At 56.6% G+C, this 19,591-nt stretch carries 27 protein-coding genes and 1 riboswitch; of the genes, 11 read left to right on the top strand and 16 right to left on the bottom strand.

Features of this window, described 5'->3' with window-relative positions:
• Positions 1-52: 52 nt before the first annotated feature.
• Positions 53-898 (bottom strand): HDOD domain-containing protein, encoded by an 846-nt coding sequence (locus LDN12_RS03680; protein ID WP_223921335.1) that lies wholly within the window; start codon positions 896-898, stop codon positions 53-55.
• 296 nt (positions 899-1,194) lie between these two features.
• Between LDN12_RS03680 and LDN12_RS03675 the strand changes: the two genes are divergently transcribed.
• Positions 1,195-1,863, top strand: a complete 669-nt coding sequence (locus LDN12_RS03675; RefSeq protein WP_223921334.1) for an FKBP-type peptidyl-prolyl cis-trans isomerase — start codon at positions 1,195-1,197, stop codon at positions 1,861-1,863.
• Between the two features lie 125 nt (positions 1,864-1,988).
• Here the strand turns inward: LDN12_RS03675 and LDN12_RS03670 are convergent, their stop codons facing one another.
• Entirely contained in the window at positions 1,989-2,228 is a 240-nt protein-coding gene (locus tag LDN12_RS03670) for a hypothetical protein (protein ID WP_223921333.1), read from the bottom strand.
• Between the two features lie 197 nt (positions 2,229-2,425).
• Here LDN12_RS03670 and LDN12_RS03665 point away from each other — a divergent pair, with 197 nt between their 5' ends.
• Positions 2,426-3,214 carry an SDR family NAD(P)-dependent oxidoreductase gene (locus tag LDN12_RS03665; protein WP_223921332.1) on the top strand — a complete coding sequence of 263 codons (789 nt, stop codon included), beginning with the start codon at positions 2,426-2,428 and terminating at the stop codon, positions 3,212-3,214.
• Positions 3,215-3,317: 103 nt separating this feature from the next.
• Here the strand turns inward: LDN12_RS03665 and LDN12_RS03660 are convergent, their stop codons facing one another.
• The 3 genes from LDN12_RS03660 to LDN12_RS03650 all read right to left on the bottom strand — a co-directional run bounded on the left by LDN12_RS03660 (position 3,318) and on the right by LDN12_RS03650 (position 6,118).
• A complete protein-coding gene (locus LDN12_RS03660; RefSeq protein WP_223921331.1) occupies positions 3,318-4,115 on the bottom strand; it encodes an ABC transporter ATP-binding protein in 798 nt (265 codons plus the stop codon).
• Positions 4,112-5,020: an ABC transporter permease gene (locus LDN12_RS03655; RefSeq protein ID WP_223921330.1), complete on the bottom strand. Its 909-nt coding sequence runs from the start codon at positions 5,018-5,020 to the stop codon at positions 4,112-4,114. Before LDN12_RS03655 ends, LDN12_RS03660 begins: the two co-directional genes overlap by 4 nt.
• 114 nt (positions 5,021-5,134) lie before the next feature.
• Entirely contained in the window at positions 5,135-6,118 is a 984-nt protein-coding gene (locus tag LDN12_RS03650; protein WP_374045076.1) for an ABC transporter substrate-binding protein, read from the bottom strand.
• Between the two features lie 481 nt (positions 6,119-6,599).
• Here LDN12_RS03650 and LDN12_RS03645 point away from each other — a divergent pair, with 481 nt between their 5' ends.
• From LDN12_RS03645 to LDN12_RS03625, 5 genes are all read left to right on the top strand, one after another.
• Positions 6,600-7,040, top strand: a complete 441-nt coding sequence (locus LDN12_RS03645) for a hypothetical protein (protein ID WP_223921328.1) — start codon at positions 6,600-6,602, stop codon at positions 7,038-7,040.
• A gap of 162 nt (positions 7,041-7,202) precedes the next feature.
• Positions 7,203-7,685: a YchJ family protein gene (locus tag LDN12_RS03640; protein WP_223921327.1), complete on the top strand. Its 483-nt coding sequence runs from the start codon at positions 7,203-7,205 to the stop codon at positions 7,683-7,685.
• 55 nt (positions 7,686-7,740) lie between these two features.
• Positions 7,741-8,229: a PaaI family thioesterase gene (locus tag LDN12_RS03635; protein ID WP_223921326.1), complete on the top strand. Its 489-nt coding sequence runs from the start codon at positions 7,741-7,743 to the stop codon at positions 8,227-8,229.
• A 139-nt stretch (positions 8,230-8,368) separates the two neighbouring features.
• On the top strand, positions 8,369-8,851 hold the full coding sequence (locus LDN12_RS03630) for a hypothetical protein (protein WP_223921325.1): 483 nt from the start codon (positions 8,369-8,371) through the stop codon (positions 8,849-8,851).
• Between the two features lie 143 nt (positions 8,852-8,994).
• Positions 8,995-9,071: riboswitch (cyclic di-GMP riboswitch) on the top strand.
• 90 nt (positions 9,072-9,161) lie between these two features.
• The gene (locus LDN12_RS03625; RefSeq protein ID WP_223921324.1) at positions 9,162-9,449 is read left to right on the top strand and encodes a hypothetical protein; all 288 of its coding nucleotides are present in this window, start codon (positions 9,162-9,164) and stop codon (positions 9,447-9,449) included.
• Between the two features lie 102 nt (positions 9,450-9,551).
• Here LDN12_RS03625 and LDN12_RS03620 read toward each other — a convergent pair whose 3' ends face one another.
• The 4 genes from LDN12_RS03620 to LDN12_RS03605 all read right to left on the bottom strand — a co-directional run bounded on the left by LDN12_RS03620 (position 9,552) and on the right by LDN12_RS03605 (position 12,968).
• Entirely contained in the window at positions 9,552-10,190 is a 639-nt protein-coding gene (locus tag LDN12_RS03620; protein WP_223921323.1) for a heme-binding protein, read from the bottom strand.
• 9 nt (positions 10,191-10,199) lie between these two features.
• Positions 10,200-11,432, bottom strand: a complete 1,233-nt coding sequence (locus LDN12_RS03615; RefSeq protein WP_223921322.1) for a bifunctional alpha/beta hydrolase/OsmC family protein — start codon at positions 11,430-11,432, stop codon at positions 10,200-10,202.
• Positions 11,433-11,461: 29 nt separating this feature from the next.
• Positions 11,462-12,544 (bottom strand): ADP-ribosylglycohydrolase family protein, encoded by a 1,083-nt coding sequence (locus LDN12_RS03610; RefSeq protein ID WP_223921321.1) that lies wholly within the window; start codon positions 12,542-12,544, stop codon positions 11,462-11,464.
• A gap of 160 nt (positions 12,545-12,704) precedes the next feature.
• On the bottom strand, positions 12,705-12,968 hold the full coding sequence (locus tag LDN12_RS03605) for a DUF3553 domain-containing protein (protein ID WP_223921320.1): 264 nt from the start codon (positions 12,966-12,968) through the stop codon (positions 12,705-12,707).
• Between the two features lie 402 nt (positions 12,969-13,370).
• On the opposite strand from LDN12_RS03605, the gene LDN12_RS03600 reads away from it, so the two are divergent.
• Both LDN12_RS03600 and LDN12_RS03595 read left to right on the top strand, forming a co-directional pair.
• Positions 13,371-13,571: a cold-shock protein gene (locus tag LDN12_RS03600; protein ID WP_149211287.1), complete on the top strand. Its 201-nt coding sequence runs from the start codon at positions 13,371-13,373 to the stop codon at positions 13,569-13,571.
• Between the two features lie 82 nt (positions 13,572-13,653).
• Entirely contained in the window at positions 13,654-13,806 is a 153-nt protein-coding gene (locus LDN12_RS03595) for a hypothetical protein (RefSeq protein ID WP_223921319.1), read from the top strand.
• Positions 13,807-13,933: 127 nt separating this feature from the next.
• Here LDN12_RS03595 and LDN12_RS03590 read toward each other — a convergent pair whose 3' ends face one another.
• Positions 13,934-14,227: a putative quinol monooxygenase gene (locus tag LDN12_RS03590; RefSeq protein WP_223921318.1), complete on the bottom strand. Its 294-nt coding sequence runs from the start codon at positions 14,225-14,227 to the stop codon at positions 13,934-13,936.
• Between the two features lie 60 nt (positions 14,228-14,287).
• Positions 14,288-14,923 (bottom strand): flavodoxin family protein, encoded by a 636-nt coding sequence (locus LDN12_RS03585; protein WP_374045075.1) that lies wholly within the window; start codon positions 14,921-14,923, stop codon positions 14,288-14,290.
• Between the two features lie 155 nt (positions 14,924-15,078).
• On the opposite strand from LDN12_RS03585, the gene LDN12_RS03580 reads away from it, so the two are divergent.
• Positions 15,079-15,423, top strand: coding sequence for a helix-turn-helix domain-containing protein (locus LDN12_RS03580; RefSeq protein WP_223921316.1), 345 nt, complete (start codon positions 15,079-15,081; stop codon positions 15,421-15,423).
• A gap of 49 nt (positions 15,424-15,472) precedes the next feature.
• Here LDN12_RS03580 and LDN12_RS03575 read toward each other — a convergent pair whose 3' ends face one another.
• The 3 genes from LDN12_RS03575 to LDN12_RS03565 all read right to left on the bottom strand — a co-directional run bounded on the left by LDN12_RS03575 (position 15,473) and on the right by LDN12_RS03565 (position 17,147).
• Positions 15,473-15,955 carry a transcription elongation factor GreAB gene (locus LDN12_RS03575; RefSeq protein ID WP_223921315.1) on the bottom strand — a complete coding sequence of 161 codons (483 nt, stop codon included), beginning with the start codon at positions 15,953-15,955 and terminating at the stop codon, positions 15,473-15,475.
• A gap of 109 nt (positions 15,956-16,064) precedes the next feature.
• A complete protein-coding gene (locus LDN12_RS03570; protein WP_223921314.1) occupies positions 16,065-16,535 on the bottom strand; it encodes a DUF1456 family protein in 471 nt (156 codons plus the stop codon).
• A 69-nt stretch (positions 16,536-16,604) separates the two neighbouring features.
• On the bottom strand, positions 16,605-17,147 hold the full coding sequence (locus tag LDN12_RS03565; RefSeq protein WP_223921313.1) for a YaeQ family protein: 543 nt from the start codon (positions 17,145-17,147) through the stop codon (positions 16,605-16,607).
• Positions 17,148-17,457: 310 nt separating this feature from the next.
• On the opposite strand from LDN12_RS03565, the gene LDN12_RS03560 reads away from it, so the two are divergent.
• Complete coding sequence (locus LDN12_RS03560; RefSeq protein ID WP_223921312.1) at positions 17,458-18,015, top strand: antibiotic biosynthesis monooxygenase; 558 nt, start codon at positions 17,458-17,460, stop codon at positions 18,013-18,015.
• A 21-nt stretch (positions 18,016-18,036) separates the two neighbouring features.
• Here LDN12_RS03560 and LDN12_RS03555 read toward each other — a convergent pair whose 3' ends face one another.
• Positions 18,037-18,576, bottom strand: coding sequence for a tRNA-uridine aminocarboxypropyltransferase (locus tag LDN12_RS03555; RefSeq protein WP_223921311.1), 540 nt, complete (start codon positions 18,574-18,576; stop codon positions 18,037-18,039).
• A gap of 65 nt (positions 18,577-18,641) precedes the next feature.
• Entirely contained in the window at positions 18,642-19,505 is an 864-nt protein-coding gene (locus tag LDN12_RS03550) for an NAD(P)-dependent oxidoreductase (RefSeq protein WP_223921310.1), read from the bottom strand.
• Positions 19,506-19,591: the final 86 nt, after the last annotated feature.

The following is a 19,591-nucleotide window of genomic DNA, read 5'->3' as shown; positions in this document are numbered from 1 at the left end:
GACAACTAAACTCCAAAGATCGGTCAAAAGAGACGACGCATCACCCGGCGCGTCAGGGAGGGGGGGACAGGAAGGAGGTGTGGCGGGACTCTTCCAAAACCTGCACAAGCTCGGCGAGCTGTTGCTCGCTCAGGCCGAGCAGGGCTACCTCGGGGAGTTCCATAAACGGTTGGTCCGACCCGGCGACGAGGCTTAAACCACACATGCGAGTAGCCATATTCACGAGCCGGACAATGACAAGGACCATGTCGTCGGGATCGAAGCGCTCGCAGGAATGCTTGTCGACGGCGGCACGATAGACGGATGGCATGCTCCAATGCTCCATCAGGCGAGTCCCCTGCTCCACATGCAGTTCAGCGAATATTTCCAGTAACAGGTCCCTCTCCAGCGCAGCCTGGGCGACCCCGGCGTTGGTTATCCGTTCCAGAGCCTTGACCAGGTACAATTTGCCCACATCGTGGAGCAATCCCGCCAGGTAGGCCTGTTCCGCCAGCGCGCGATGCCCGGTATTCATGGCAACCCATCGGCAGCCGACGGCACAGCCGTGGGAATGGAGCCACAACTCCCGCATTATGGCATTGACCGTGCTATTGTGGGAGGAATGCAGTGCAGCCTGAGAAGCCGCCATGGCCAGGTTGGAGACATGATGCGCTCCCAGGCGGATAAGCGCGTCCTTGATGGTTTCTACCTTGACCCGCCCAATGTAACTGGACGAATTGGCCATGTTCAGGATCTGTCCGGCCAGGGCTTGGTCGTCGTTGGCGGTGCTCGCCAATTCATCTATGGTAAAATTCTGATCGGAAAGCAGGTGGACCAGCTTCAGGGCTATGGGATGGAAAACCGGCAGATCGATAGGCTGTATCGACAGAAGTCGCCGGATCGTCAGCGAGATGGGCATTCGTAAATCCTTGAAAAGGCGGCACAGGGCCGACCCTTGCTATATCGCGCGTTTTTGTCCCAACTACCTCGAACCACGCAGGCTCCGCATGCCGACAGTTAGAACGTGACTATGCGCTTTTGACGGGATAATATAGGCGATACGTGAAAAAAGCAAGAAAGGTGAAGCCCAAACCGGCCATCGGTCCCCGGGACATGACCATCTCACCAAAGATCCCCTCCATCTTTTGTTGCCTCACGCGTCAATTCTGATACTATGGTATCTTCTCCAAAAACATGAGCACTGAAAGGAACAACATGCGCAGACTACTTTTAGCCGTTCTTATCACCCTGATCGCCATCCCGGCTTTTGCTGCGGAGGCACCGCAAACCGAAGAGCAAAAGACCCTGTATGCCATCGGCCTTATCATGGCCCGCCAACTTTCCGTATTCAGCCTCTCCCCCGCCGAACTCGATATGGTCAAGCAGGGATTGTCGGACGGCATAACAGGGACAAAGCCTCTGGTGAATGTGGAGGCCTATCAAAAGAAAGTTCAGGAACTGGCCACCGCCCGCCGTAATGCCCAAGGAGAAAAACTGGCAATTGCGGCAAAGGACTTCATTGCCAAGGCAGCCAAGGAAAAAGGGGCCATCACAACCAAGTCGGGCTTAGTCTATCTGCCGTTGAAAGAGGGTAATGGAGCATCTCCGGCTGCCAGCGACAAGGTTAAGGTGCAGTACCGCGGCACGCTGATCGACGGCACGGAGTTCGACAGTTCCTATAAACGCGGCGAGCCGGCCGAGTTTCCCTTGAACCGTGTGATTCCCTGCTGGACCGAAGGCGTGCAGATGATGAAACCGGGCGGCAAAGCCAAGCTGGTTTGTCCGGCGGCAACCGCCTACGGCGAAAAGGGCGCCGGTCCCATTCCGGCCAACGCGACGCTGGTATTCGAGATTGAACTGCTCAACGTGACGAAAGAAAAATAAACCGCACCGCCGTCACACTCCGAAACACCCATGAGCGGAAACGGGTGCGGGCTGCCTTGTTCCATGCGCAGCCCGCACCCGCAGTTTTTTCCGCTATCGCTCCCTGGGGACGACCATGAAGGTTCCTACCCATCATGATCGTCATTCAAAAAATCCTCAAAGGAGACCACGTCCCTGACCTTGGCAAGAAGCCTCTTTGGCCATTTGTCGATCGGGAGCCTGGTCAGTATCTTGACCTCCTCAAACGTCAGGTCCACATCGTCAGGGAGTTTGTCGGCAAGTTCCGCCGCCCAGCGGGCCTCTTCCGGCTTCAATGGTGCCAGCAATATGGTCTTATCGGCCTTAACCACGGTGTCCTCTTTCATGATTCCGTTCTGGCTGCACCTCAAGCCTACAAGGAAATCTCCGGGGATACAACTCCTATCTCCACGTGTCCGCCCCCCCTGTACCCGGTACCTGCACCTTTCCGGCAACCGCTTGATTTTCCCATCATCGTGATACACTTATCATCAAGGCCCTCTGGCCTCTTACGTTTCAATCACATCGGCAAAAGGAGGTACGTGTGGACTTGCAACTTAACGGTAAAAAGGCCCTCGTCTCAGGCTCAACCAAGGGGATCGGCCTTGCCATAGCTATTGCCCTGGCACGGGAAGGGGCACATGTCGTCATCAACGGGCGGAGCGACGATGCCCTGACGGCCGCGCTGGGACAGATCAGGAGTGCCGTGCCGAACGCAGAGGTGGAAGGTTTTCATGGCGACCTTTCCCAAGCCGCGGACGTCGACAGACTGCGCCGGGTATTGCCGGCCCTCGATGTTCTGGTAAACAATCTGGGAATCTACGAGCCGAAGCCTTTCGAGGAGATTCCCGACGAAGAGTGGCGACGCTTTTTCGAGGTCAACGTGTTGAGCGGCGTCCGCCTGGCACGGCAGTATCTTCCCGGCATGAAGGAGCAAAACTGGGGAAGGATCATCTTCATCAGCAGTGAGAGCGGTATTCAAATCCCGGCCGAGATGATCCACTACGGCATGACCAAAACAGCACAGCTGGCGGTTTCACGGGGAATTGCCGAGACATGCGCCGGTACGGGGGTAACGGTCAATGCGATCCTGCCGGGCCCAACCCACACGGCGGGTGTAGACGGATTTGTTGAAAAACTCAGTGGCGGAGCGTCCTTTGCCGACTTTGAAAAGGAGTTTTTCCGGACGGTCCGCCCAGCCTCTCTTCTCAAAAGATTTGCCACCCCGGAAGAGGTTGCGAATCTGGCCGTCTATGTGTGCAGCCCCCTCTCATCCGCCACTAATGGTGCGGCTCTGCGGGTTGACGGCGGCGTGGTGCGAGCATGTTTCTAAGGGGTTGTTGAAAAAACAGCCATCGGGGCAAACGCAAGAAAGGCCGCTACCCCGCGAAGATGGGGTAGCGGCCTTTCGCACTTGAGAGCTTCACGAGGCGGCTTTATCCGTTGGAAAGAAGCGTCTTGTCGTCTTCAAAGGATGTATGACGGATTTCGTGGAATTTTTCGATCAGCTTTTCCACCGTCAGCTCCCGTTTTGCATCACCCTCCACATCGAAAATGATCTCACCTTTGTCCATCATCAGCAGACGGTTGCCGAATTCGATGGCGTGGCTCATGTTGTGGGTGATCATCATTGAAGTAAGCTTGTATTCCTTGATAAACTTGTTGGTGAGTTCCAGAACGATCTGGGCGTTCTTGGGGTCGAGCGCTGCCGTGTGTTCATCCAGCAGGATAAGCTCAGGCTTGGAGAGGACCATCATCAGCAGAGTGAGGGCTTGGCGTTGCCCGCCGGAAAACATGGCGAGGTTTTCCTTCATCCGGTCCTCCAGTCCCATCTTCAACTGAACCAGTTCCGACCTGAAGTAATCCCTCATCTTGTTGTTCAGACTCCGCTTCAGCCACTTGAACCCCTTCCGGTAGGTGATCATCATGTTGTCTTCCAGGCTCATGTTGGAGGCTGTGCCAAGAAGCGGATTCTGGAATATCCTGCCAATGTACCTGGCCCGCCGATACTCCGGCTCCCGCGTGATCTCCCTGCCGCCGGCATGGATGGAACCCCGGCTCGGAATGACCGTGCCGGCGATAAGGTTGAAGAGTGTGGACTTTCCGGCGCCGTTGCTGCCGATAACGGTAATGAAATCACCCTCCTTGACCTTCAGGCTGATATCGCTGATGGCCAGGTTCTCGTTTACGGTACCGGGGTTAAAGAGCATGGATATATTTTTTAGCTCGATCATTTTTCCACCATTGCCTTGACGGCAACCTTTTTCAGTTTCTTTGTCTGGGTCAGAACCAGTAGTATAATGATCAGGATGCCCTTGATCAGGTTCAGGTCATTGGGCGTCATCTTGACGGTGTATCCGTAATACCGCCCCAGATACATCACCGCATGGAAAAGAATGGAGCCAAGGATGGCGCAGAGGGTTAATACGCCGATGCGGTTGCTCTTCATGATCAGGAACTCGCCGATCATGACGGAAGCCAGGCCGGAGATGATGACCCCCTGGCCCAACCCCACATCGGCAAAGCCGAGATACTGTGCCGCAAAGGCGCCGGATACGGCCACCAGGCCGTTGGAGAGGCCCACGCCGATGGTTTTCAGGGTTTTGGGGTTAACCCCCTGGGAGATAACCATCTGCTCGTTGTTGCCCATGGCCCCCATGGTCATGCCCAAGTCGGTGCGGAAGAACATGTCGATCAGGACCTTTATGACGATGGCCACCACGATGAAGAACAGGAGCAGGATATACTCATCCGGGATAATGTCCGCAAACCGTTCGGAAACTTTGGTCAGAATGGTTTCATGCTGGAGGATCGGCACATTGGCCCGATTGCCCAGGATGCGGATATTGATGGAGTAGAGCATGGTCATGGTCAGGATGCCGGCCAAAAGATTGGGCACCTTGAGATGGTTGTGGATCAACGCTGTAACCATGCCCGCGATCACCCCGCCGACAAACGCAATCAAGAGCGCCAGCCAAAGGTTCACGTCGAGCAGGATGCACTGCGCCATCAGGGCGGCCCCCAGAGGAAAGGAACCGTCCACCGTCAAGTCGGGAAAATCCAATACCCTGAAGGTAATAAATACCCCCAGGACCATAATTCCGTAAATCAGACCTTCTACCAGGATACCTTCGATCATAGCAATGCCGTGTGCCCTTCGTGAAATAATAAGAACTTATCGGCAAATAAGAGCAACGCTATTTGCCGATAAGTTCTAAAGCCGGGCGGCCTCGGCCGCCCGGTGGGAACATCCTTACTTTTTAATCAGCTTGCCGTTTTCAACGATCTTGTTGGCGTTCTTGACGATATCTTTCGGGATGGTCAGGCCGAGCTTTTTGGCCACATCCAGATTGACCAGCAGGTCGATATCCGAAGTTTTGGTCATGAAGCGGGTCGGCATCTGCTCCGGCTTCTTGCCCTTGAGGATCTCCACGATCATCTTGCCGGTAACGCGCCCCATCTTGTAGTAATCGAATCCCCAGGCAGCCAGAATGGGGTGGCTTTCAGCCGAACTCGGATCGGCCGACATGATCGGCACCCTGTTCTTCATGGCAACGTCGGCGACGGCGCTCATGGCCGACACGACGGTATTGTCGGTACTGATATAGAGCGCATCCACCCGGCGGATGATCGACTGGGTGGCCTCTTTTACCTCGGACGACTTGGATACCGTTGTCTCCACGTATTCGATCCCCAACTCCTTGCAGGCCTGCTTTACGACACCGGCCAGCACCACGGCGTTCTCTTCGGAGCTGGTGTAGATATGACCAAGTCGCTTCACCTTTTTGATCTTGAGCAACAGTTGGATCTGCTGCTTCACCGGTGTCATATCCGACACACCGGTGACCATCTTTTCGCCTTTCTTCAGGGATCTTACCAGGCCGGCCTTCACCGGATCGGTTACCGCCGCAAAGACGACCGGGGTATCTTTCAAGGTATTCACAAGTGATTGGGCCGTGGGCGTAGCGATTCCGACCGCCAGGGTCACCTTTTCCGACTTGAACTTGTTGGAAATGGATGATGCAGTGCCGATATCGCCATTTGCGTTCTGCAGGTCGTACTGCGCGACGATCTTCGAAGCGGCCAGTTCATCCTGGATACCTTTCTCAACCGCATCCAGGGCAGGGTGCGCCACGATCTTGGATATCCCGATGAGAACCTTTTTCGGCGGGTTTGCAGCAAAGACCGAGGAAACCAGTACGAGAGAAACCGTAAGGAACACCAGCAGCGAACTCATTTTCTTTTTCACCGAATACCTCCTGATTTGATAGTCAACCCTCAACCTGTTGCCATGGGATGCAACAGAAATTCACAATTGCGGGTGTGGAGAATATCATTCCGCGAGAGCAGTCGTCAATGTGATACTGTTATTTTTGGGCTCTTTTTTGTCAGATTATGCCCGACTCCAGGTCCACGAGGTTCGTCGGCAGTCGTGAAATACATCTTCCGGTCCGGCCGATGCCGGGTGTTTAAAATTGGCGCCAACCTGGTCATAATTGCGTAGCCTCCCTTTCACAATATAGTGCACGACCCCACATCAGAACTGAATATCAAGCACTTCCTCCCCCCCCATCACCGGCATGTTTATTGCTAAATACGATAGAATACATCTATATAGCCGTTATAGTATCGCAAATATCAATACAAAAAGACTTTTCCATCGCCAGCGAGCCTGGATAATGACCTATTTATGAGGCGAGACATTGGACAAACACCCCTTGACTGACCTGCCGCACGACAAAATCAGGCTGATCGGGAAATACCGGTTGGTACCCAAGAAAATTGGTAACAAACTCTACTGGGTGCGGGAATTCAGCAATCGGCCCGACCACCCCTATGCCACACATCGGGCGATCAGGCGTTGCAGCACCCTTGAACTGGTTTTCAGTTTTTACGATCTCTGCGTCGCCAAAATGACCTATTTTACGGAGAACAGTCTTGATTACACGCCGTGTAAGATGAATTACCGCACGGGCGAAATCGAATACTGTGAGGAGTGGGACATGGAACTCCTCAGCCAGAACGCAACCGGCATCCTGATTGATCTGAGGAACCTGGCGACTATTACCGACATCAACATATTTCGCGAGATGTGTTCCTGGCTTGAGCAACAGAAGGAAAATTACGGCAATCGGCGGATGCTCAGGGCGGTCGGATAGGGGGCGCACCGACAGGACGAATGTGACGGGGGTAGGCCCATTCAACAGGCCCACCCCTTTTTCGTACACAATAAATGGCAGATGCAGTTACCATTTGACAAATATGCCAATTGTGTGGCACCGAATTAGGTAACGAACCAACCTTATCAAGGAGAAGCACACATGAACATCTGTCCCTGCGGAAGCGGCGTTGCCTATTCCGATTGTTGCGAACCGGTCATCACCAGAGCGAGACCCGCCGAAACGGCGGAACAACTTATGAGAGCGCGGTATTCGGCCTATGTCGGGGTGCAGATGGATTTCGTCTTTGAGAGTACCCATCCCGATTATCGCCAGGGCTACGACCATGCCGGAACCGAGGAATGGGCAAAGAGTTCCGAATGGTTGGGGCTTGAGATCGTCGCCACCGACAAGGGTGGCCGGGAAGACAGTGTCGGCGAGGTGGAGTTCGTGGCCCGCTTCAAAGAGAAGGGCGTTGTCCGCGAACATCACGAGTGCGGCCAGTTCAAACGCAAAAGCGGAACGTGGTACTTTACCGAAGGAACCATGGTGAAGCCGAAACCGCTCACCGTCACCAAAATCGGCCGCAACGAACCCTGCACCTGCGGCAGCGGCCTCAAGTACAAAAAATGTTGCGGCAAATGACCCAGTTCAGAGCCGTCACCGTATGTGGCGACGCTATTCCCGGAGGAAAATATCTGTGACAAAAGCAACTGCCAAGAAAGTATGCGTGGCCCTCTGTCCACCGGTCGACCTGGGTGGCGAAGCCGGCTGGACCCCTTTTGACGCCCCTTCACTGGTCGGGGAATCGCTGCGTTTCGTTTCCGGCGAACCGGACGGCAACCGCTTCAGGGTCAGCTATTACCGCGACCAGGAACAGCAATTGAAGGCGCGTATCTGGTTCGGTCCCGAGACTGAGGGCCCCCCGGGGCATGCCCACGGCGGCTCCATGGCCGCGGTGTTCGACGAGGTGCTGGGCTTGGCCGCCTGGGCTGCGGGATATTCGATCGTGGTGGGCAACCTGAACGTCAGTTTTCGCAGCCTGTTGCCATTGCAACAGGTTGTCACGGTCGAGAGCAGGGTCATCTCCGCCGAAGGTCGCAAGGTCAAGGTGCATGGCCGCATCTGTAGCGGAGAAACAGTCTATGCCGAAGGGGAATGCCTCTGCATCACCATCGTGAAAAAATAATCCCGCTACCCAATCGCCCAGCCTTGCCACCGGGTGAACAGGTGCTCCGGGATAGCCTGGGTAGCAGTCGGAGACTCACATTATGACCGTCACCAACCATCACGGCATCGACCAGGTTCCGGTCCACCTGCAGGGGCTGTTGCGGCACTTCGCAGACCTGCGCGATGGCACCCACGGCAACGGTGCCGTCACCCGCGCCGACAAGGAGCAGCTTTTCGCCGCCGCCGTTGCCTATCTTGACTCCTACGCCCGGCAGACTCTCGACGAAATCAACGCCGCCCTGCTGTTGGGTACAGGGTCCGTCACCGCCAGCAACCTGGTCAGGTCACCCAACGGCGACCTCATGGCAACGTGGACCCTTGCGTGGCCCGAGCAGGAACAGGCGAACGCCCAGCCCGTCACGCTGCAGGCCTTCTACGGGCGTGACTTTCACCACCCTCACCTGCGGGGCGGGACAGTGGGAGTCTGGCCGCTCAACGTCTTCAGCGACGCCGACGCCGAAGCCGAGTTACCCACACTGCGGGCGATCGCCTCGGCCGACCTGCACAACCTGGTTTTCCAGCGCGACTACCGCATCATCCCTGCCATAGCCCAGGTATCCGGCCGGGGTGAAACCCTCTGACAACAGCCTCCGCTCGGGCAGCCCTCAGGGTTGCCCCGACCAGGTCCCGTCATCGTGCCGATAACTGCATCCCATGCGCCCCGATGATTGACACGACCGGAATTGTTCTCTATAGTGGCAACCGTTTCACAAACAGCTCAGATACACGATAAGACTAAACCACCCGCGAGGGTGGGGCGGAAAGCCCACAGGGTCTCACCGAGACAGCCGGGATGCCGAACTATCACCAAATTCGACATCCCGGCTTTTTTTGCGCCTGGGCACCGGAAATACGTACCAGCCCTAATAGGGAAAGGAGAAGAGAACAAACATGAAAAGCTATCAATTGAAAGCAGTTACGGGAGCTTTAGCGGGTGTCCTGAGCATGACGGGCATCGCTGGCGCGTCCAATGTCGCAGTCGGCGTCGATGTCAATACGCCCAATGTGCGGGTACAGGTCGGTGCACCGGCGCCCCCTCCACCACCCCGCACGGTCATAGTGGAAAGGGAGCGCGTCGTCACCCGCGAGAGAGGGGAACGGCACGACTACGGGAAACACAAAGGGCACTACAAAGGGCACCACAAGAAACACGGCAAAGACAAACATCACAGGGATTAGCGGACCAAAAGGGCCAGACGGTAAAGGAAACGACCGTCTGGCCCTTTTCTTATGCAGCTACACATTCACCCTGGTGCGGGTACCACGGGAAAAAACTCTGCATCACGGCAAGACAATCTCGACCAGCACCTCATTTCTCCTCATAAAGGGCGGAGTCCAGGGAGGATTGTACAGCGCGATCAGCGGAGCGGACCTCGTCACTATGCCGTCACGCTTCAGGGCCGCCAGCAGTTCAGCGGTATATTTCCCGAGAACGGCATCCGTGGCATACCCTGTAAATGAAACCGCGGCTACCGTTCTGGCAGGAATTTCCCTCAGGTGCACCGCCGCGCTCTTTGGCAGGGGAAGCTCATCGGGCCTTTTGCCGGGAGGCATGACAAACGCAATCGTGCCGGTCCCACCCGCCCCGTCTTTCAGGACCGGGGCCGACATGGGAATCTTCCGGCCGCTCCGGTCAGCCGACCGAAGCACGGGGGCGGACATGTCAAGCCGGGACCGGGTTACATTGTTGCCGGAAATATAGCGGAACAGTTCGTTGAAACCGCCGGGCGACGCTTCGTCCCCGCTCCGCTTCTGCAACGTCTCAGCAATGACGTAGGGTTCGTACTCCCTGATTTCGTACCCTGCCCTCTTTTCCCTGACCGTATGGGCCGGTGTATGAATATTCATGGTCGGCACATACCCGCCGATTATCCAGATCAAAAGAATGATCATCATTATGCCGGCAACGATAGTGATCACAAACCCTCCTCACTCCGACTTCAGGGTGGTCACAACCCTGACTCCTGCCGTCAAGGTACGGTGCACCGGGCACCGCCCGGCGACCTCCAGGAGGCGCTGCCGCTGCACCTCGTCCAACTCCCCGCTCAGTTCCACTTCCCGTTCGAAGACATCCATCCTGCGGTCATGTTCATCGCAGTCGCGGCAGTCTTCGGCATGGTCCTTGTGATGGGAGAGCCGCACCACCACATCTTCCAGCGGCCAACCCTTGCTCCGGGCGTACACCTGGAGCGTCATGCCGGTGCAGGCGCCGAGGGCGGCCAGCAGATAGTCGTATGGCGAAGGCCCTTCGTTGCCGCCGCCGTCCGCCACCGGTTCGTCGGCCACCAGCGGAAAACCGTTGGCGAACAGGTCGGTGCGAAAGCCCTCCGCCCCGGTGTGGGCCGTCACCCGGCTGTCGATTACCTCCGGCGGGATGCGGGAGGGGGCCGGCGTCTCGGGCAACGCCAGATAGCGGCCGGCCCAAGCGGCGATGATACCGCCGGCATAGCGTGAGTCCCGGCTATCGGACAGCAGATGATCGGCCGGGTCGAGAGAGATGAAGCTCTTGGGGTGGGAAGCAAGCCGGTAGATGTCGGTAGCGTTGTCGATCCCGACCACCTGGTCGCGGGGTGAGTGCATCACCAGCAGCGCCGCATCAAGCCGACGCAGCGTTTCTTCGGGCCGCTGGGCCTCCAGGTCATCCAGCAGGCTCTTGCGAATGGTGAACTCGCGGCCCGCAATGGTGACGGCGGCCTGGCCGGTCTGCTCGATCCGCTCTGCCGAGTCCTCCAGCAGGTCCCGCACATGGCCAGGCCGGAACGGGGCGGCAATGGTGACCACGGCTTTTGCCGACGGGATCTCCGCGGCCGCCGCCAGCACGGCCGTTCCCCCCAGGGAGTGGCCGACAAGCAGCCGTGGGGCCTCGTACTCACGTTCCAGAAAACGGGCCGCCGCCACCAGGTCACTCACTTCGGATGAGAAGGTCGTTGCGGCAAACTCCCCCTCGCTCTCACCCAGACCGGTGAAGTCGAAGCGCAACACGGCGATGCGCCAGCTACTCAGGGCGCGGGCGATGTACACCGCGGCTGTGAGGTCCTTGGAGCAGGTGAAACAGTGGGCAAACAGGGCGTAGGCCAGGGGAGGTTCGTCTTCGGGGAGTTCCAGCCGGGCGGCGAGTCGTTCCCCCCGGCTATTGGGGAAGGTGATCCGCTTGGTGTTCATGGATGTCACCTCGTTTTTTCTCCGTAGTGTTATGTTTTATCGATGCTCGCCGCCAGTTCCGCCGCCAGGCGACACAGGGCGGCGGAGCCCTCCAGGCCGTCCAGGAAACGTTGCGGTATTCGGGAAAGGCCAACCAGGGCGCCTACCAAGGCGCCGGTCAGGATCGCCCGCGCCTGGTTCTGCCCGCCCCCGTTGACGGCATGCAGCAGGGCGGATTCGAAATCGTCGCGGAAACGGGCTGCCAGGTAATAAGCCGCCGGTAACTGGTGGTAGATCGCGCAGGGCATCCCGTAGACGATGGACACCTTCCAAGCCGGTTCGATGCGGATATCAGGGTCTACAGCAGCGGCGGCCATATAAGACGGGGTCAGCAGGGCATCGGGAGAAGCGAACCTCCCGATCCGGGGCGGGTCCGGGTCGCCGGGGCGGGGAGGTTGCAGATTGTCTCCGGTAACGGCGTGGAAGGGGAGCGCCCCACTATGTACCAACTTCATCAACCTGCCCGACAGACGGGCATCCAGGGCATGCCCCTGCACCAACTGCCCCAGCACCGCACCATAAGCCACGGTCATGGACACCACTGTATCGTCTGCCTGGGTCAGGACGGCATTGCCGGTAATAGCGCCAGCCAGCCGGGCAGGGTCCAAGGCATATCTAACCGCCAGGGCCAGGGTACGTTCGATGGCCTCCGTTGTGTCGGCATGACCGCCGGTCTGCCCCCAAGGCAGCTTCTGTTCCACGCGCCGCCGCCATAGCTCGCGGATCGATTGGCTGGTATAGCCGCCCGGCCCGCTGATGGGGGTGCCATCCAGGAGCGGCAGCAACTCCTCGTCCATACGGCGGCAAAAGTCGGCCTCGTCGTACCCTCCCCGCTCCACCAGTGACGTAACCAGCAGCCTGAGAATGAAGCCCGCCTGAGAGAGTTGGCCCGCCTTGTGTCCCTCGTGGTAACGGCCGGGCCGAGGGTCGGTATAGCTGCGGATCCATTCACCATAATCGCGGCGCAATTCATCAAGGTCGTAATACCAGTGCGGCCCGAGTCCCAAGGCGTCACCGATAAAGGCGCCCATGATGGCTCCGGCCCCGCGGTCCTGAATGGTTGTGTCTGACATGGTTCCCCCATTATACCTTCGCACCAGCGCATAGCGTAGGTGGTTTGGGCGCACATCATCTGACTTTTTTCAATTATACCGCGTTATTTACCGCTCTGTGAGGAAAAACGGAAAAGGCGGCCGATTGGCCGCCTCTGACTGCTTGATAAATTCACCAGACCTAACTGCTTACCGTTTTCTTTTTGGCCGCCTTGGGAGCCCTAGCGACTCGGGCGGCCTTCATCACAACAGGTCCTTCGGGTGGAGGTAAAAAAGAGTCCGGAGCGGCCGGTTGCAGAGTGGTGAAGTGGGACACGGCAATTTTTCTGTTTTTACCATCGCTGAACTGAATCATCGCCGAGGAGGCCGTTATTTCCATAACTTTGCCTGCACCCCACTCAAGCGCGCCTGTGTGGCTTACAATGTTGCCGACCTTGATTACCATAGTGTCATATCGCTTTCTTATTAGAAATAGGCAACCAGTACGATTTGACCTTCTTTAGTACCTTTTTCGTCAAATTAAATATCATTATTATCTTATAAATTACGTTACAATCTCTATATTAGCAAGGATTATTTGCAATATCTATCCAGATTGTAGCCTAATACACAAAGCATCAATCAAGTCTAAAAAACATATTTGCAGGTATTCAGGCGCAATAACTTCAACACACCTGAATAACTGTATTTATATTATTAATATACCAATTATTGCCTTTATATTATATGGTCATTTGATATATTCTGTTTTTTTGCTTGACTTGTATCACGCAAAGCTGCTAGGGTCGAAATACGTCCAAAATATTTGAGACGAAATTTAAAAGTTGCATCAGGAGAAAGTAAGAAAATGGTAAACGGAACTGTAAAATGGTTTAATGACAGCAAGGGGTTTGGTTTTATTGAGCAGGAAAATGGAGAAGATGTTTTTTGTCATTTTTCCGCAATCGAAGGCAACGGTTTCAAATCCCTTGCTGAAGGCGATAGCGTAACGTTTGAAATCACCAAGGGTCCGAAAGGGCTTCAGGCCGCGAACGTACAGAGAGCCTAACCAACGCCGTAATTGGCCGCAAAAGCCCCGGGGACACTCGGGGCTTTTTTTATTGAAAATCATTTATTTAGGGAGCGACGCGATGGCCAAACCCAACTTTCAGTTTCAAAAAAAGCAGAAGGAGCTGGAGCGAAAGAAAAAGAACGAAGAGAAGCAGCAGCGCAAGCTGGCCAGGAGCAGCGCCCCAACCGACGAAAATGGCGAAGAGGCACCAGGCGAGGAAGAAACCCCCTGAAATCGGGCACAGCAGGATGTGGGCCGGTACAGCCCTTTAGCCGCCAACACAGCCTCGCATCCTGCCATCACGCCAGATCCCTCGCAAACAGCGGAACAAAAGACGGGCTCCCGCCGCCATTGCATTGTCACGGTTCAATCATGGTCAACAGATTTACGGACTTATCCAGGATCATGCCCTCCAGGGCGCTGAAACAGCTCCTGTAATGATCCGTCTTCTTATGTTCTCCCAGACAGGCCCCGTTCTCCCAATTTTCGTAAAAGAAAAACAGCGCCGGATCGTCATTATCCTGATGCAACCGATACTCGATGCACCCGTCTTCGCTTCTGGTCGGAGCAACCAGCTTAAGGAGCTCGGCCTTGACGGCGTCAGCCGACTCTTTCCTAGCCAGCAGCCTGGCAACAACGGTTAATCTCGACATAAGTAACCCTCTCATTTCGTTTTGGAATAACGGGAAGCATCCTCGCATTCTTTACAACATTTACCTGATAAAATTCATGAAGGTTTTGGGTTCTCCCTCTGGCTCCGGAACCACTCCTTTGCCGTGTTCGACCAATTTCATCAGCCATGCCATATTTTTACCCAGCATGCGCATGATCTGCTGCCCCTCTTCATCCCGTGCCGCCTCTCCCGGCCGGGCGCCGTGGATAACGTTCCAGTAGTTGGAACTCGGTACCAGCATTTCGGCATAGTGCAGAAAATTGTTCAGTTGATCGAATGTGGGCAAACCGCCGGAACGGCGCACTGCAACCACCGCCGCGCCGACCTTGTGCCGCAGCATCCCGCCGCTGGAGCCGGCAACGTAAAAGGCCCGGTCCAGGAACGATTTCATGGTGCCTCCGATGGCGGCGTAATGGACGGGTGTCCCCAGGATGATCCCATCCGCAAGTTTCATCTTCTGGAGGGTGTCGTTGAGCTCGTCGCCAGGCAGGACGCACCGCTCGTTCCTGTTTTTGGCACACTGCCCACAGGCGATGCAGCCTTGAATCACCTTGTTGCCAATGTGGATGATTTCGGTTTCTATGCCCTCTTTTTCAAGCTCGGCGGCGACCAAACTGATGGCATGATAGGTGTTGCCTTCCTTTTTTGGACTGCCGTTAATGGCGACCACTTTCATCGATTCGTCCCCCTGTTTTCGCGTTAGATTCATATTCGAGCTTCAATTTTTCAAATATAGGCGCTATAATCCACCATAGGTATCTATTCGTCAATAACGGACTATTTAGGTACGTAGTACCTTTTTTGTAACATAAAGAATTTCGCGGAGTTTCCATGGAAAATAATCAGGAGAAAGAGAATCTGACGGTGTACCGGGACAAGTCATACAAATGCGGTATAGATGCCACCCTGGCCGTGGTCGGCGGCAAATGGAAGGCCTCCATACTCTGGCACCTGTCGCAACGGACCATGCGCTTTTCCGATTTGCAGCGGCAATTCTCCGGTACCACGAGAAAGATGCTCACCCAGCAGTTGCGGGAGTTGGAGACCGACCACCTCGTGCACCGGGAGGTATACCCCCAGGTGCCCCCCAAAGTGGAGTACTCCCTCACCGCAAAAGGCACGACCATTATTCCCATCCTCGATCAGATGTGCGCTTGGGCCAGGGAGCATTTGTAGCGTTCGGGCGGAGCCCCCCGGCGGCGAACATATCCCGTGTCAGCCCACATCAACTAACTCCGGCCACGGTGTAGGACAGGGCTGCGGCAGCCTCGCCCACCTGCACCTCATCACCGGTTTTCAGCCCCAACAAGGAGCGCCCCAGGGGGGAACGGGGGGTAATGACCACAACCTCCCCGTCATGATCGGCAATCTTCATACCCCCGGCCTGGGGACCGAGGAAAAGCCTCCGAACCTCACCCTGCGGGCTTTCAAGGGTAACCAGGGCCGTCAACCGGATCGGTGTGTCGTCGTCAAAGCCAAGCAGCGTCAGGGTACGGTAGCCCTCCAGGGCGATCCTGATCTCCTGGGCGCGATTGGCCTGTCCCTGTGCGATATAAGAGGCCTCAAGGGCGGTGGTATCGTACTTGTTGTCGGGGAGACACTCCTCGTGGGTGGCGGCCTCGTGGGCCGTCCGAGCCGCAATGGAGAGTACCGCGAGATCGTTGGAAAGCGGTGCGATTATCTCTCGAATTATCTGTTCCTTCGTCATGGTGGCAGAACTCTCCTGAGGTTTCGGTACAACAGGTATGAAAAAAGGGGCGGACCGCATTCCATAAAGCGGACCGTCCCCTGAAATTCCGGGCAAGCGCCGCTTCCGGCTACGTTTTCCCCCCGCCAAGCGTCAAGCCACGGATGAAATTGCGGAGAAATTGGTCGCCGCAGGGCTTGTAGTTCCTGTGCCCCTTTGCCCGAAACATGGCGGACAATTCGGATTTTGAAAGTTGGACCCCGGCCTTTGCCAGGACCGCGAGCATCCCCTCCTCGTTCAACTCCAACGCGATCCTGAGCTTCCGCAGAATGAGATTATTGTTCAACGCCGCCTCCGGTGCCTTGACTACCCCGGGTTTCGGCTCCTGCGCACCGCGCCGGGAAACGATCAGGCCGTCAAGAAAGGCCCCCATCACCGTGTCGGCACAAACCGCAAAGCCGGTTTCCTCTTCCTTTTTCAGGAGTTTCAACACGTCTATCGGTTTAATTTCATGCCCGCCCAACGCGCACAACTCGGCGATGGTTTCGCCATCCAACTTCAAGGCATAGCGGAGGCTGCGGAGGAGATCGTTATTAGTCATGGTATCCTTTCGTGACGACTCCTGATGGACAAGGTTACAGAATTCGGTTGGTACGCCGCCCTCCAGGACTCAGGGACTGCCGGCCTTCATCTGGATGGCGCTCTCTAGCGTTTCCTCGCCGACTGTTAGATAAATGGTACCTTCGGTGATGGTGACCGACCAGGCGATGGTCCGCTCCAACTGCGCTGCCAGTTTGGCAATGATAGCGGGATCGATGCTGATAACGGTGAGATTGGTAAGTTTCTCCAGCTTGGGCAACTGCTGCTGGTCCCACGCGGCAAGTTGCCTGCCGCAGGCCAAGAGGGCGACCCGTTCCGAATGGCGACCCGCTTTGATGATACGGTCCGGTTCCGGCAGACCGACCTCAACCCAGAGCCGAACCCGATCATCGGCCCGTTTCACCCACAGGTCCGGTTCGTCCGTAGCGCTAAGACCCTTGGTGAACGCCAACTCCGGTTCATGGAAGATCGCGTAGGCCAGCAAACGGGCCACAAGGCGCTCCTCGGTTTCCGATGGATGTTGGGCGACCGTTGCCTGCAAGGTTTCATAAACGCCGCGGCCGATATCGGAAAGCTGGATGAATGCTTTATAAACCTTGGACGGCAGCGCCATGGCGGGTAATATCCTCATTCTGCGGCGGGATCGTCTCCCGGCAAGGGGCTTGGGCGGTATTCGACAAAGAGAGTATGGATTATGAGCCCCGAAATTACAACCATCATCATGCGCTCGTCCGTTGCCGCACACGAGAGAGACGGCGCCGGAAGAAACCGGCATGCTTGAGAGGGCGGAAAACAAATTCGCCGGGCTATGACTTACAAATATATTCACTCTTTTGGGGTATAATGTGGCAACATCATGTCATCTCTCGCTTTGATGGCGCAAAAATGAGGTTGAAGATACTATGGACGAGAACACTACACCCATGAACTCCAGTGATATCGGGGCAACAGTTGTTATCACCCACAGAGTGCGTGAAGGCAAGCATCTGGATTACGAAAGCTGGCTGGACGAAATCGGGCCACTGTGCAGGTCCTCGAAGGGAAACCTGGATTGGCATATCATCCGCCCGATCCCTGGTCTTACCTCGACCAATACGGTTATTATCCGATTCGACACAAAAGCGAACCTCCAGTCGTGGATGGAGTCGCCAATTCGTAGCCGTCTGATTGAAAAGGTCAAGCCGTTACTTGTTAGCGGCGACGACTTTTTCATTCGTAGCGGATTGGATTTCTGGTTTGTTCCTGAGGGAGCCAAAGCAAGGGTGCCCGCACGCTGGAGGCAATATTTGGTGACGTGGTCCGCTATCTACCCGTTAGTGCTTGGCGTACCGCTAATTGTTACGCCGGCACTTCGGTTGCTCGGAGTTCCGGATAACCATGCGCTCACCACACTTGCGGTCACCGGAACGGTCGTATTTCTCATGATCTATGTTGTCATGCCGCGATATACGAAACTCGTCCGGCGATGGCTGTTTGCCTGAACGGCTCCACGAATGGCTGCCTCAATGCCCCGGAACCGCTCCCCGCATGATGCCGGGCGGCCTGATGAATGCAAGAAAACGCTCCATCAACCGCTCCGCATCCCCGATTCTCCCCGTAGCGCGCAAAATTTCTATCACGCACTCCGCGGTACAGAGGCAGGCCTCCTTCTGATTTTTCCTGAGGTTGTAGAGGGACTTCCCGGCAGGCTTGAGGCAGACCCTGCGGAGCTTCAGGAGATAGGGGCTTCTCTGGTGGATCTTGCGGGCCTCGTGCCAGGTGCCGTCAATAATGACGAAATGGTTGATGCCGGTCAGATCGTCGTCACTCTCATCAGGTGCGCCGGGATAGACCAGCGCCACGCCACCCGCCTCAATCTCCTCCACAAATCCGGCGGGCGGGTTCAGCCGGTCCCAACGGACCTGCACGGCCGCATCTCCCAAGACGTCCAGCACCAATCGGCCGGTATTGGACGGTTTTTCGAACTCCTTGAAATGGGTCAGGAGGGTGAATTTCATCTCATGTCCCCATGGAGGCACAGAGGCGTCGCTAACGCCTCCCATGTGACGCGCGACCTCGTTTTAATGACACGTTCCTCTCTCATACCGCGTTCCCGCTCTCAATCGCCTTACTGCTTGATGACCTGAAAGACCGCAGCCACATCTGCATCGCCGTGCCCGGCGGCGCGTGCCTGCTTGAATATCTCGTTGACCGCGGCGATGCTGTGGAGCGGCTGGCCCAGTTCGTCCCCAAGGGCCACGGCGAGACGCAGGTCCTTCTGCATGTGTTTCAGCGGGAAACTGGTGGGAAATTCCCCCTGCAACAGCATGGGTCCCTTGCCTCTGAAGAGCGGGTTGGCAAGCGCCCCGGCATCAAGCGCTTCCAGAATGTCAGCACCATCGAGCCCCCCTTTACGACCGAGAGCCACCCCCTCGCAGAGGGCAGTCATCATCCCCCCCATGATCGCGTTTATAACGAGCTTCATGCGCGCCCCCTGGCCGACTGAGCCCAGATAAAAACGCTTCTTCCCCATCTTGTCCAGTGCCGGGGCTGCCTCGTCGTAAAGTCCCCGATCCCCTGCGGCAAGTATGACCAGGGTCCCATCCTCGGCCGGCTTCTTGGTACCGGAAACCGGGGCTTCAAGGAAACGCCCCCCGCGCTCTGCCACCGCCCCGGCGATGGCAGAGGCGGTCACGTCGTCCACGGTGGACATGTCGATATAGCCGCGTCCGGCGGCGATCCCCTCCAACACCCCCGCCGGACCGAAGCAGACCTCCCTGGCTGCGGCGGGGTCGGCGAGCATGGCAAAAGTGATGTCGCAGGCGGCGGCCACGTCACGGGGACTTCCTCCCTGGCGTGCGCCCAGGGCCACCAGGGGGGCGCATTTGGCCGGATCGCGGTTCCAGACCATAACCTGAAGACCAGCCCGCACCAGATTGGCCGCCATGGCATTGCCCATGATACCGAGACCGAGAAAACCGTACTGAATCATATTCTTTCTCCTTGTAAAGCGGTGATAGATGCTTAGGGCGCGTGCCCTGCGGCAAGACCCCGGGTTCTTTGACAGGCGGCCCTCAC

Origin of the sequence: Geobacter sp. AOG2, assembly GCF_019972295.1 — a bacterium.
GTDB lineage: Bacteria > Desulfobacterota > Desulfuromonadia > Geobacterales > Pseudopelobacteraceae > Oryzomonas.
This window is presented reverse-complemented; position numbering and strand designations above follow the sequence as displayed.